This window comes from Micromonospora sp. C51, assembly GCF_018070435.1.
Classification (GTDB): domain Bacteria; phylum Actinomycetota; class Actinomycetes; order Mycobacteriales; family Micromonosporaceae; genus Micromonospora; species Micromonospora sediminimaris.
This window is the reverse complement of sequence record NZ_JAGPXQ010000018.1, coordinates 105180-117200: the sequence shown is the minus strand read 5'-3', so window position 1 is coordinate 117200 and position 12021 is coordinate 105180. Positions and strand designations below refer to the sequence as shown.

9 protein-coding genes are annotated in these 12021 nt (G+C 71.2%); 5 read left to right on the top strand and 4 right to left on the bottom strand.

The window, feature by feature from the left end; translation table 11 throughout:
* The first annotated feature begins 39 nt into the window (after positions 1-39).
* Positions 40-1221: a dephospho-CoA kinase gene (gene coaE / locus KBX50_RS19155; RefSeq protein ID WP_210938532.1), complete on the top strand. Its 1182-nt coding sequence runs from the start codon at positions 40-42 to the stop codon at positions 1219-1221.
* Between the two features lie 45 nt (positions 1222-1266).
* Here the strand turns inward: coaE and KBX50_RS19150 are convergent, their stop codons facing one another.
* On the bottom strand, positions 1267-2856 hold the full coding sequence (locus tag KBX50_RS19150) for a hypothetical protein (RefSeq protein WP_210938530.1): 1590 nt from the start codon (positions 2854-2856) through the stop codon (positions 1267-1269).
* A gap of 408 nt (positions 2857-3264) precedes the next feature.
* Between KBX50_RS19150 and uvrB the strand changes: the two genes are divergently transcribed.
* Both uvrB and KBX50_RS19140 read left to right on the top strand, forming a co-directional pair.
* Positions 3265-5373: an excinuclease ABC subunit UvrB gene (uvrB, locus tag KBX50_RS19145; RefSeq protein ID WP_210938529.1), complete on the top strand. Its 2109-nt coding sequence runs from the start codon at positions 3265-3267 to the stop codon at positions 5371-5373.
* 109 nt (positions 5374-5482) lie between these two features.
* Positions 5483-6337, top strand: a complete 855-nt coding sequence (locus KBX50_RS19140) for a helix-turn-helix transcriptional regulator (RefSeq protein ID WP_210938528.1) — start codon at positions 5483-5485, stop codon at positions 6335-6337.
* Between the two features lie 172 nt (positions 6338-6509).
* Here the strand turns inward: KBX50_RS19140 and KBX50_RS19135 are convergent, their stop codons facing one another.
* Positions 6510-6803 (bottom strand): antibiotic biosynthesis monooxygenase, encoded by a 294-nt coding sequence (locus KBX50_RS19135; protein WP_210938527.1) that lies wholly within the window; start codon positions 6801-6803, stop codon positions 6510-6512.
* Between the two features lie 193 nt (positions 6804-6996).
* Between KBX50_RS19135 and KBX50_RS19130 the strand changes: the two genes are divergently transcribed.
* The gene (locus KBX50_RS19130) at positions 6997-7995 is read left to right on the top strand and encodes a TerC family protein (RefSeq protein WP_210938526.1); all 999 of its coding nucleotides are present in this window, start codon (positions 6997-6999) and stop codon (positions 7993-7995) included.
* 408 nt (positions 7996-8403) lie between these two features.
* Positions 8404-9216 (top strand): tyrosine-protein phosphatase, encoded by an 813-nt coding sequence (locus KBX50_RS19125; RefSeq protein WP_210938525.1) that lies wholly within the window; start codon positions 8404-8406, stop codon positions 9214-9216.
* Here the strand turns inward: KBX50_RS19125 and KBX50_RS19120 are convergent.
* The gene (locus KBX50_RS19120) at positions 9170-10078 is read right to left on the bottom strand and encodes a serine hydrolase (protein ID WP_210938524.1); all 909 of its coding nucleotides are present in this window, start codon (positions 10076-10078) and stop codon (positions 9170-9172) included. The two genes, KBX50_RS19125 and KBX50_RS19120, sit on opposite strands and share 47 nt — an antisense overlap.
* An 8-nt stretch (positions 10079-10086) precedes the next feature.
* The gene (typA, locus tag KBX50_RS19115; RefSeq protein ID WP_210938523.1) at positions 10087-11955 is read right to left on the bottom strand and encodes a translational GTPase TypA; all 1869 of its coding nucleotides are present in this window, start codon (positions 11953-11955) and stop codon (positions 10087-10089) included.
* Positions 11956-12021: the final 66 nt, after the last annotated feature.

Below are 12021 nucleotides of genomic sequence, written 5' to 3'. Positions count from 1 at the left end.
GGGTTGGCGGGGGCGGGGTGATCGGGTTGACTGGGTGCCGTGCTGAGAGTGGGGTTGACCGGCGGAATCGGTTCGGGCAAGAGCGCGGTGGCGACACGACTGGTCGAGCGCGGCGCCGTGCTCATCGACGCCGACCAGCTCGCCCGAGAGGTCGTCGCACCCGGCACCGAGGGGCTCGCCGAGGTGGTCGCCACCTTCTCCGACCGGGTGCTGGACGCCGACGGGGCGCTGGACCGGGCTGCCCTGGGTGACCTGGTCTTCGCCGACGAACCGGCCCGGCGCAGGCTGGAGGCGATCATTCATGGCCGGGTCCGGGCCCGTACCGTCGAACTGACCGCCGCCGCCTCGCCGGACGCCGTGGTGGTCAACGATGTCCCGTTGCTGGCCGAGGTGGGACTGGCGCCCGCGTACCACCTGGTGGTCGTGGTGCAGACCGGGGTCCACATCCGGCTGGCGCGGCTGGCGCGCGACCGGGGGATGAGCCGGGCAGAGGCGCAGCGTCGGATCGCCGCCCAGGCCGACGACGCCCGTCGCGCGGCGGTGGCGGACGTGCTGCTGACCAACGAGGGCACCCTCGACGAACTGCACGAGTCGGTCGACGCGCTCTGGCGCGATCGGCTGGTGCCCTTCGAGACCAACGTCCGACATCGGCGGGCGGTACGACTTCACCAGGTCAGGCTGGCCGATCCCGACCCGACCTGGCCGAGACAGTACGCCCGGCTGGCGGACCGGATCCGGCATGCCATCGCCCCGGCCGACCTGCGGATCGATCACATCGGTTCGACCGCCGTCGCCGGCCTGGCCGCCAAGGACGTGATCGACATTCAGCTCAGCGTGCCGTCCCTCGCCGAGGCCGACGGTGTGTTGGCCGAGCGGCTCGCCGACGCCGGTTTCCCGCGGTTGCCGGGCGAGTGGTGGGACACTCCCCGACCTGCCGGCAGCGGCCAGTGGGCGAAGCGGCTGCACGGCAGCGCGGACCCGGCCCGCCCGGTCCACCTGCACGTGCGGGTGACCGGTACGCCGGGCTGGCGGTACGCCCTGCTGATGCGCGATCACCTACGGGCCGATCCCGACCAGCGGGCCGCGTACCTGGTGCTCAAGCGGGAACTGGCCGCGTCCGCGCCGGACAGCGGCGCGTACGCCACGGCAAAGGACCCCTGGTTCGACGAGGAGCACCTCCGGGCGGAGGAGTGGGCCGCCCGCACCGGTTGGCGTCCCTGACGGTTCATCGGAGTGGGGCACATGGGACGGCACCCGGTAGCCCGGTCAGCGCTGCCGCGGCGGCGTCAGCCGTGGTACCCGGCCCGGGGCCAGGTCGAGCTGTGCCCAGGCGCCCGCCCGCGTCGGCAGTTCCAGCCGGCGCAGCATCCCGGACCGATCGACCCAGTAGCGCAGCGGCCCGCGGGCCGTGTCGACCTGCACCACGTCGACCGTGGTACCGGCGAGGCTGTCGCCGCGTAGCCGTTGCGCGCTGCCCGGGACGCCGGTGCGCTGTGCGGCCTGGAGCGCGGCAGCCACCAGCGGGTCGAGAGCCTGCGTGCGATGCGGCCCCGCCCGCCAGCCGGCGGCCGGTGGCGGCAGCGGCGGACGCGCCGACTCGCCGGTGGCGTCGATCCGGGTGATCTTGCGGCCGTGGTGGCGGACCAGGGTGCGTCGACCGTCCGCGTCGAGGTCGGTGACGCCGAGGTAGGCGCTGCCCGACTTCCAGCTCAGCCAACCGCTGCCACGCAGGTTGGTGGCGGTGGAGACGGGCATGGTCAGGGTGGCCGTTGCTCCGCCGGCGGTTCGCAGGCGGGCCGGCAGCCGGCGCCAGCGGTCCCGCTCGGTGGCGGTCAGGGCGCGGGGCAGGCCGGGTCGGCCGCCGAGCGCCTCGACCGGTCGCAACGTCGGTCGGTCCGCCCGGTTCAGGGCCACCGTGACGGGTCCGATTCCGGCGAGGTCGGCCTGAACCCGGTGCAGCCGGCCGGCCCGGTCCAGCCAGTAGCGGACCGGGGCGTCGGCGTCGGCCGGGGCAGCGGGTTCGCGGCTCGGCGACGCACCGGAGCCCGGCGTCGACACCTCCAGCACGTCGACCGGCTCACCGTTGAGGTGTTCCCGGCCAACCCAGCGGCCGACCCCGCGGCCCATCGGTTCGGGGCGGTCGGCGGCCAGCGAGAAGATCATCCTGAGTAGCGGATCGAGCCCCCGGTCCGCAGGCAGCCGCCAACCGTCGGCCGGTGGCACCAGCGGCGGCATGGCCGGCGTCGGTACCGCCGTCGGGTCGGGTCTGATCACCAGCACGGTGGGCGTGGCCTGGGCCAGACCGCGCGCCGGGCCCGCGCCGGGGCCACCCACGTCGAGATAGGCCAGCCCCCGGGACCAGTCGACCCAGCCGAGCAGGTCGGTGCGGGCGGCACCAGTGCCGGCGGTGACGTGCAACCCGGCGCGCAGCTCGCGATAGTTGGTCACCCGCATGACGGCCAGGCGGTCCCGTTCGGCCGTGGTCAGGTCCCGTGGCGGCGGTCCGTCCGGCGCCCAGTTGACCAACGTGGCCACCAGCATCACGGCGGAGAGCACCGCGGTGAGGGTCAGTCCGGCGAGGGCGAGACGACGTCGGCGGGCGGCCGCGCGCCGCGGGCCGTCGGCCCCGGTGGCCGCCCCGGCCAGGTCCTCCTCGTCGGCGCGGTTGCCGGCGGCCAGGTCGAGCAGCCCGCCGGAGACCACTGCCCGGCGGATGCCCGGCCGTGACTGCGGTGTCCGGCTGGCCGTCTCGGTGCTGACCAGGTGGAGGACCGCGGGTGGCACGATGCCGGCGCGGTGGCGGCGGTTGGCCGCGCGGCGGCGGCGGTCGGACGGCGGTTGTGAGCTGTTCTCCACGGGAGGATGAACGGCCCGGGGCCTGCCGGGGTGACGAGCAGGGGCGCTCGCGGCGGCCGGTCAGCGCGATCCGCGCGACCACGTCCGGTGCGCACGCCAGGCATGCCGGGTGCTGCGACCCTCAGTGCCGGGGGCGGCGTAGCCTGTGCGGCCCGCCGCCGGCCCGGTCGGCCGCCGCGAGCGGCCTACAGGAAAAGCGTAGCCGGGTGAGAAGAACCACACAATGCGAATATCGAAGCCGATCACGTGCCGCACGTAGTCGTCCGAGAGGTGGGGCGGGTCCGTCGACGCGGCCCGCCGGCCGCGGCGAGCCGAACAGCGCCCCACCGGTGTCGACCTGGCGGTCCGTCGGGTCGCCGGGGGCCGGAAGGGGGTTGGCTGTCGTAGCCCCGGCGTACCGTTGACGTCATGGCGCTCGACATACCCCGACTCGACGGCCGTTTCCAGGTCATCAGTGATTTCCAGCCGGCCGGTGACCAGCCGGCGGCGATCGACGACCTGGAGCGGCGGGTGCGTCGCGGCGACCGGCACACGGTGCTGCTCGGCGCGACCGGCACCGGCAAGAGCGCCACGACCGCCTGGCTGATCGAGCGGCTGCAACGCCCCACGCTGGTGCTGGCACCCAACAAGACGCTCTGCGCCCAGCTGGCGAAGGAGTTCAGCGAGCTGCTGCCGGACAACGCGGTGGAGTACTTCGTCTCCTACTACGACTACTACCAGCCCGAGGCGTACATCCCGCAGACCGACACCTACATCGAGAAGGACTCCTCGATCAACGAGGAGGTCGAGCGGCTGCGGCACTCGGCGACGATGTCGCTGCTCACCCGGCGCGACGTGGTGGTGGTCGCGACCGTCTCGGCGATCTACGGGTTGGGCACCCCGGAGGAATACCTCGACCGCGCGGTGCGGGTCGCCGTGGGCCAGGAACTCGACCGGGACCAACTGTTGCGCCGCCTGGTCGACATCCAGTACACCCGCAACGACATGGCCTTCCAGCGCGGCACCTTCCGGGTCCGCGGCGACACCCTGGAGATCATTCCGGCGTACGAGGAACTCGCCGTGCGCATCGAGCTCTTCGGTGACGAGGTGGAGAAGCTCTACTACCTCAACCCGTTGACCGGTGACGTGGTGCGTGAGGTGGACCATCTGCTGATCTTCCCGGCCACGCACTACGCGGCCGGCCCGGAGCGGATGGAACGGGCGGTCCGCGACATCGAGGCGGAGCTGGGCGAGCGGCTGGCCGAGCTGGAACGGCAGGGCAAGCTGCTGGAGGCGCAGCGGCTACGGATGCGCACCACCTACGACATCGAGATGATGCGGCAGGTGGGCTTCTGCTCGGGCATCGAGAACTACTCGATGCACATCGACGGCCGGCTGCCCGGCAGCCCGCCGCACTGCCTGCTGGACTACTTCCCCGACGACTTCCTCACAGTGGTCGACGAGTCGCACGTGACGATCCCGCAGATCGGCGGCATGTACGAAGGGGACGCCTCGCGCAAGCGGATGCTGATCGATCACGGGTTCCGACTGCCCAGCGCCGCCGACAACCGGCCGCTGCGGTTCGACGAGTTCCTGGAGCGGGTCGGCCAGATGGTCTTCCTGTCGGCGACCCCCGGCCCATGGGAGCTGGAACACGCCCAGGGCGAGTTCGTGGAGCAGGTGATCCGCCCAACGGGTCTGGTCGACCCGGAGGTGGTCGTCAAGCCCACGAAGGGCCAGATCGACGACCTGATGCACGAGATCAAGCTGCGGACCGAGCGCGACGAACGGGTACTGGTCACCACGCTGACCAAGAAGATGGCCGAGGATCTGTCCGACTATCTGCTGGAGAACGGCATCCGGGTGCGTTACCTGCACTCCGAGGTCGACACGCTGCGCCGGGTCGAGCTGCTGCGCGAGTTGCGTCGGGGCGACTACGACGTGCTGGTCGGCATCAACCTGCTGCGCGAGGGCCTCGACCTGCCCGAGGTGTCGCTGGTGGCGATCCTCGACGCGGACAAGGAAGGCTTCCTGCGCAGCGGCCGGTCGTTGATCCAGACCATCGGCCGGGCGGCCCGTAACGTCTCCGGCCAGGTGCACATGTACGCCGACAAGATCACTCCGTCGATGGCGGACGCGATCGAGGAGACGAACCGGCGGCGGGCCAAGCAGATCGCCCACAACGAGGCGCACGGCATCAGCCCGGAGCCGCTGCGCAAGAAGATCCACGACATTCTCGACGACATCTACCGTGAGGCGGAGGACACCGAGGCGACCCGGGTCGGCGGTGCGGTGCGGCAGCTGTCGCGCGGCAAGGCACCGGTCAAGGAGACCCGCAGCCGGGCTCGGGGCGGCGCGGCCACCCCGGCCCGCGAGGGCATGGCGCGGGCCGAGTTGGCGCAGCTCATCCAGGAGCTCAACGACCAGATGCTGGCCGCCGCGCGGGACTTGCAGTTCGAGTTGGCCGCCCGGATTCGCGACGAGGTCGCCGACCTCAAGAAGGAGTTGCGGGGGATGGACGCCGCCGGCGTGCGGTAGGTGCGCCAGCCGGGCAATCCACATCCTACGGTGGGGCAATAGCGGAATGCGAGCGTCCTATTGCGCTAAGTGATCGCCCTGCGTACTCTCCCTCGGTGGGGAGGCAGGGATGCCGTTGCCAACAAGTCCGGTCATTCGACGTGCGCGACTGGGCGCCGAGTTGCGTCAGCTACGCCGACGGGAGGCGCTGACGCTGGAACAGGTGTGTGAGCGACTCGGTTGGGCGTCCACCTCCAAGCTGTCCCGCATCGAGCTGGGGCAGAGCCGGCCCGACCTGGCCGACGTGCTCGACCTGCTCGACGTCTATGAGGTGCCGTCGTTGCAGCGCGACGCCCTGATCGTGATCGCCCGGGACGCGGCGACCAGTCGGGGCTGGTGGAAGTCCCTGGGCGAGATGAGTGAGCGGCAGCGCACGTACGCCGAGCTCGAGGCCGGGGCGGCGGGCATCGTGGAGTACCAGCCGGTGATCGTGCCCGGGCTGCTGCAGACGCCGGCGTACGCCCGGCTGCGCATCGTCGCCGGTCAGCTCATCGACCCGACGGTGGACGTGGAGGCCGACCTGCGGGCCCGGGCCGCCCGGCAGGCAGTGCTGCGCCGCGCCGAACCGCCCCGCTACACGGCGCTGGTCACCGAGGTGGCCTGCGAGCCGGGCGACGACCCGGTGGAGGTATGGCGCGACCAGGTGGGACACCTGCTCGAACTGGCCGCCCTGCCCCATGTGACGATCCGGCTGCTGCAGGTCGGTGCGGGCCGGCGCCCGTTGCCGCTGACCCCGTTTTCCTGCTATTCCTTCCCGGACCCGGCGGACCCGCGCACGGTCATGCTGGAGGCGTTGACCACCGATGTGCGGCTGACCACCGCGATCGACGTCGACCGGTACGAACGGATGACCGACTGCCTGTTGGAGACGGCGTTGCCGGAGGAGGAGACGGTGCGGCTGCTGTCCCGCCGACTCGACGGATGACGAACTGCAACCTGCCACCCATCAAAGGGGCGGCAGGTGCACGCACGGTCGTGGCGTCGGGACCGGACCCGGCGCCCCCGAAGCCGTCGGGGCCGGTGCCGACGCGAGACGCACGATAGATGGACGGTGTGACACTTTCTCGGTTCGGTGCGTGGTGACGATCCGGTGTCGGTCAGGCGGGTACGTCGACGAAGTGTTCGACACGCGGCGGCGCGGCGAAGTGCGGACCGATCAACTCCCGCCAACCGACGAAACGCTCCGTCGCCCGGAAGTTCTGCTCGTGCGCCTCGACCATGTCCCACTCGACCAGCAGCACGAAACGGGAGGGTGACTCCAGGCCCCGGGTCATGCGTACCGAGCGGCAGCCGGGCGTGTCGGCAAGCAACGGGCGCCCCTGGGCGTACGCGGCGGCGAACGCCTCCTCGTGGCCGGGGATGACATCGATGAGCGCAACCTCAAGGACCATGCCGGCAGCCTGCCACATCGCTGCCGGATCCATGTCGGCTGGCCGGCATCTCCCGTGCACCGTCTCCTGCCCATGCCGGCACCCACCCCGGTAACCCATCCTCCTAGGATGCCCAAAGGGGGTGGGGCGGCCGCCGCACCCGGCAGGGCGTACCGTGTCCCGGTTGCTGAGTGGCGACCGGAGGAATGAGACTGTGAACGTGTCCGGACTGGTGTGGGCGGGGACGCTCGCGGCCCTGACCACGGTCCTCGTGGTGGACCTGCTCATCATCGGGCGCCGACCGCACGAGCCGAGCGTGCGGGAGTCGAGCCTCTGGGTCGCCTTCTACGTCGGACTGGCCCTGCTGTTCGGTGGCGGACTGTGGCTCACCGCCGGGGCGAGCGTGGCGGGGCAGTTCTACACCGGCTGGCTGACCGAGTACAGCCTCTCGGTGGACAACCTCTTCGTATTTGTGATCATCATGGCCCGCTTCGGGGTTCCCCGGCAGTACCAGCAGAAGGTGCTGCTCGTCGGCATCGTCCTCGCGCTCGTCATGCGGGGTGGTTTCATCGCCGCGGGGGCGGCGTTGATCTCGCAGTTCACCTGGGTCTTCTACGTCTTCGGGGCGTTCCTGATCTACACCGCGATCAACCTGGCCCGGCAGGGCGAGTCGAGCGAGGAGGAGTTCACCGAGAACGTCCTCATCCGCTGGAGCCGGCGGGCGCTGCCCATCTCTCGGGGCTACCACGGCGCCCGGCTGACCGTACGGGAGAACGGCCGGCGGATGTTCACGCCGATGCTCATCGTCATGATCGCCATCGGCACCACCGACCTGATCTTCGCGCTCGACTCGATTCCGGCGATCTTCGGGATCACCCAGGAGCCGTACCTCGTCTTCACCGCCAACGTGTTCGCGCTGATGGGGCTGCGGCAGCTCTACTTCCTGCTCGGTGGGCTGCTCGACCGGTTGATCTATCTGAGCCACGGACTCGCGGTGGTGCTCGGATTCATCGGGGTCAAGCTGATCCTGGAGGCGCTGGCGGAGAACAATCTGCCGTTCATCAACGGTGGTGAACACGTCGGCTGGGCACCACACATCCCGATCTGGCTGTCCCTGCTGATCATCCTGGGCACCCTGGCGGTGGCCACGGCGGCGAGCCTGGTCAAGTCCTCGCGGGACCGGCGACGCGAGTTGGCCGCGTCCCGCCGCTGAGCCGGCTTCGAGCCGCACCGGGCAGGGTGGCGTCTGAGGGCCGCGTCACCGGACTGCCGAGCGGCGGCCAGGCTGGCGACCCGCGCCCCGACGTCGGCGGGTGAGCCGAGCGCCGGGGCGTCCACCGGCCGGACCGCGTCGGGGAACGCCACCGGGCGGCGACGGCGACTCGGATCACCGCCTCGGTGCCCGGCTGCACGATCACCCCGGTCGGTCGCACCCCCGTTGCTCGGACCATAGGGCGAACCACCCCGCCCATCAATTCGTCAGTCTGGATTTTTACGGCAACCGTCCCGGTGCCGCCGCGCCACGGACCGGTGCCAGCGGGCTGTAGCCACTCCGCGATCGTGTGACGGGTGCCTGTCGCGACGATCATCGGGTACGGCACCCTGTACGCGAGGGGGCGACATGATTGGTGAGCGAGCGACGGCATCGGGCTGGACACTCGTCGGTGCACCCAACGCACGGGATCTCGGTGGACTGATCGGTGCCGGAGGCCGGCGGGTACGACCCGGACGGCTGATCCGTACCCCGGCGTTGGGGCGGCTGACCGACGAGGACCTGCCGGTGCTGGCGAAGCTCGGACCGGCCTGCGTGGTGGACCTCCGAGCCGAGTCCGAGGTGTCGGTGGCGCCACCGGACCGGCTGACCGGCGAGCCGACCGTGGTGCACCTGCCGGTGCACGACCCGGCGCATCCGGTCTTCACGTACGTCTCGGCCGTGCTGCTCGGCCACGACCTGAGCGAGTACGCGGAGCTGGCGCGGCAGGGGACACCGGCGGCGATGGCCGCGATCTACCGCTGGTTCGTCACCGGAGCCTCGGCCCGGGAGGGCTTCGCCGCGGCGGTTCGGCTGGTGGCCGACGAACGCAACCTTCCGCTGGTGTACCACTGCTCGGCGGGCAAGGACCGCACCGGTTGGCTGACCGTGGTGCTGCTGCACGCCCTCGGGGTGGACGAGGCCGCGATCCGAGCCGACTACCTGGCCCACAACCCGTTGACGGAGAGCCTGCGCGAGGTGCTCGTCGACGCGATGCGGCAGCGTCACCCGGGGCTCGACGAGACGGCGGTCCGGCCGGTGCTGGAGGTCCGCCCGGAATACCTCGACGCCGCGTACGAGCAGGTGCGGCAGGCGCACGGGTCGTTCGGGGCGTACCTGAGTGACGGCCTGGGGATCACCGAGGAGATGGTGGCGGCGTTGCGGGCGAACCTGCTGGAGTGAGCGCGGTGAGGTGGTGGCGGGCCTGCCACACCTCGCGGGAGATGTCGGCCACCAACTGGTTGGCGTCGGCGTCGGCGTCGGCGTGAGCGTTGGTCTGGTCGTCTTCGACTGTGGTGCAGACGACGAGCAGGTAGGCGTCGGCGTCGTCGGGGTAGACCACCGCCGCGCCGTGCCGTACACCGCGTACCCACCCGTTCTTGTGGGCGAGCCGGATGCCGGCGGGCAGCCCTTCGGCGACATCCTGGCGGATCTGCTGGGCGCAGAGTACGTCCAGCATGGCGGCGCAGCCGGCGGGTGAGGCGATCGGGCCGGGGCGGTTGGCGCCGGTGGCGACGGCACCGAGCAGTGCGGCCAGGTCGGCGGCGGTGACCAGGTTGGTGATCTGGGCCTCGCGGGCGGCGAAGTCCTCGATGCCCCGCCCGGTGACGCTGTGCCGGGCACCGGCCAGTCGCCAGACCTCGGCCACCGCGGGCAGCCCGACGTGTTCGATGACCAGGTTGGTGGCGAGGTTGCTGGAGCGGACGATCATCCGCTCGGCGAGCCAGCGCAGCGACGCCCGCCCGTCCAGCCGGTCCCACACGGCCTCGTCGTTGTCGTATGCGCGACGGCAGGAGTACGGCGGGGCGTCCGGCCGGGCGGAGGTGAACCGGTTGACGACCTCGACCGGGGCGTCCGGGTCGAGGTGACCGGCCTCGGCAGCGCGGTGCAGCGCGGCGAGCACGGCGAGTTTCATCGTGCTCGCCGCGTAGTGGGTGGCCTCGGCATGCCGGGTCCAGGTGGGTGGGGCACCGAGGTGCCCCACGTACACCGAGATCGTGCCGGGCTCCCGGTCCAGCCGCGCGTGGAGGTGGCCTGCGGCCATCGCGCGTCTCAGCCGGCGTGCTTGCGGCGGGCGGCGGTGCGGGCCCGCTGGGTCTGGTCGAGTACGACCTTGCGGATGCGGACGGCGGCCGGGGTCACCTCGACGCACTCGTCCTCGCGGCAGAACTCCAGTGCCTGTTCCAGCGAGAGCTTGCGCGGCGGGATCAGCTTCTCGGTCTCCTCCGAGGTGGAGGAGCGCATGTTGGTGAGCTTCTTCTCCTTGGTGATGTTGACGTCCATGTCGTCGGAGCGGGAGTTCTCCCCGACGATCATGCCCTCGTACACCTCGGTGCCGGGCTCGACGAAGAGCGTGCCGCGCTCCTGAAGGTTCATCATGGCGAACGCGGTGGCGGCGCCGGAGCGGTCGGCGACCAGCGAGCCGTTGTTGCGGGTCCGCAGCTCGCCGAACCACGGCTCGTACGACTCGAAGACGTGGTGCAGGATGCCGGTGCCCCGGGTCTCGGTGAGGAACTCGGTACGGAAGCCGATCAGACCGCGCGCCGGTACCAGCCACTCCATCCGGATCCAGCCGGTGCCGTGGTTGACCAGCTGCTCCATCCGACCCTTGCGGGTGGCCAGCAGCTGGGTGATCGCGCCGAGGTACTCGTCGGGCGCGTCGATGGTGAGCCGTTCCACCGGTTCGCAGGTGCGCCCGTCGATCTCCCGGGTGACCACCTGGGGCTTGCCCACGGTCAGCTCGTAGGACTCACGGCGCATCTGCTCCACCAGGATGGCCAGGGCCAGCTCGCCCCGGCCCTGCACCTCCCAGGCGTCCGGTCGCTCGGTGGGCAGCACCCGCAGCGACACGTTGCCGACGAGTTCCTTGTCCAGGCGGTCCTTGACCATCCGGGCGGTCACCTTGGCGCCCTTGACCCGGCCGACCAGGGGCGAGTTGTTGGTGCCGATGGTCATCGAGATCGCCGGCTCGTCGACGGTGATCAGCGGCAGCGGGACCGGGTTCTCGGCGTCGGCGAGGGTCTCGCCGATCATGATCTCGGGGATGCCGGCGACCGCGATGATGTCGCCGGGGCCGGCACTGTCCGCGGGCTTGCGCTCCAGCCCCTCGGTCATCAGCAGCTCGGAGATGCGGACCCGCTGGGTGCTGCCGTCGGTGCGGCACCAGGCCACCGACTGGCCCTTGGCGATGGTGCCCTGCCGCACCCGGCACAGCGCGAGGCGGCCGAGGAACGGGGAGGCGTCCAGGTTGGTGACGTGCGCCTGCAGCGGGGCGCTCTCGTCGTAGGCGGGCGGTGGGATGGTGTCCAGCAGCGTGCGGAACAGCGGCTCCAGGCTGTGGCTGTCGTCCGGCACCGAACCGTCGGCGGGCTGGGTCAGCGAGGCGATGCCGTCGCGGGCGCAGGCGTAGACGATCGGGAAGTCGATCTGCTCCTCGTCGGCGTCCAGGTCGAGGAAGAGTTCGTAGGTGTCGTCGACGACCTCTTTGATCCGGGCGTCCGGGCGGTCCACCTTGTTGATCACGAGGATGATCGGCATCCGGGCCTTGAGGGCCTTGCGGAGCACGAACCGGGTCTGCGGCAGCGGCCCTTCGCTGGCGTCGACCAGGAGCACCACCCCGTCGACCATGGTCAGGCCACGCTCGACCTCGCCGCCGAAGTCGGCGTGCCCGGGGGTGTCGATGATGTTGATGGTGACCGGGTCCGAGCCGTCGGCGGGCAGGTAGCGCACGCCGGTGTTCTTGGCCAGGATGGTGATGCCCTTTTCCCGTTCCAGGTCCATCGAGTCCATCACCCGCTCGGTCACCTCGCCCCGGGCGCCGTAGGCGCCGGCCTGCCGCAGCATGGCGTCGACCAGGGTGGTCTTGCCGTGGTCGACGTGGGCGATGATGGCGACGTTGCGGAGGTCCGTGCGAAGCTGCATGAGCTCCATCCTCCCGCCTGCGCGGTAGCCGCGTGGCGTCGGGGTCACCGGAGAGTGGGGCCGCGC

Excerpts from the sequence above, each read along its gene's own strand:
- uvrB (WP_210938529.1), top strand. The coding sequence starts at position 3,265 with ATGGCGCTCGACATACCCCGACTCGACGGCCGTTTCCAGGTCATCAGT.
- KBX50_RS19140 (WP_210938528.1), top strand. The coding sequence starts at position 5,483 with ATGCCGTTGCCAACAAGTCCGGTCATTCGACGTGCGCGACTGGGCGCC.
- KBX50_RS19135 (WP_210938527.1), bottom strand. The coding sequence starts at position 6,803 with ATGGTCCTTGAGGTTGCGCTCATCGATGTCATCCCCGGCCACGAGGAG.
- KBX50_RS19125 (WP_210938525.1), top strand. The coding sequence starts at position 8,404 with ATGATTGGTGAGCGAGCGACGGCATCGGGCTGGACACTCGTCGGTGCA.
- KBX50_RS19120 (WP_210938524.1), bottom strand. The coding sequence starts at position 10,078 with ATGGCCGCAGGCCACCTCCACGCGCGGCTGGACCGGGAGCCCGGCACG.
- typA (WP_210938523.1), bottom strand. The coding sequence starts at position 11,955 with ATGCAGCTTCGCACGGACCTCCGCAACGTCGCCATCATCGCCCACGTC.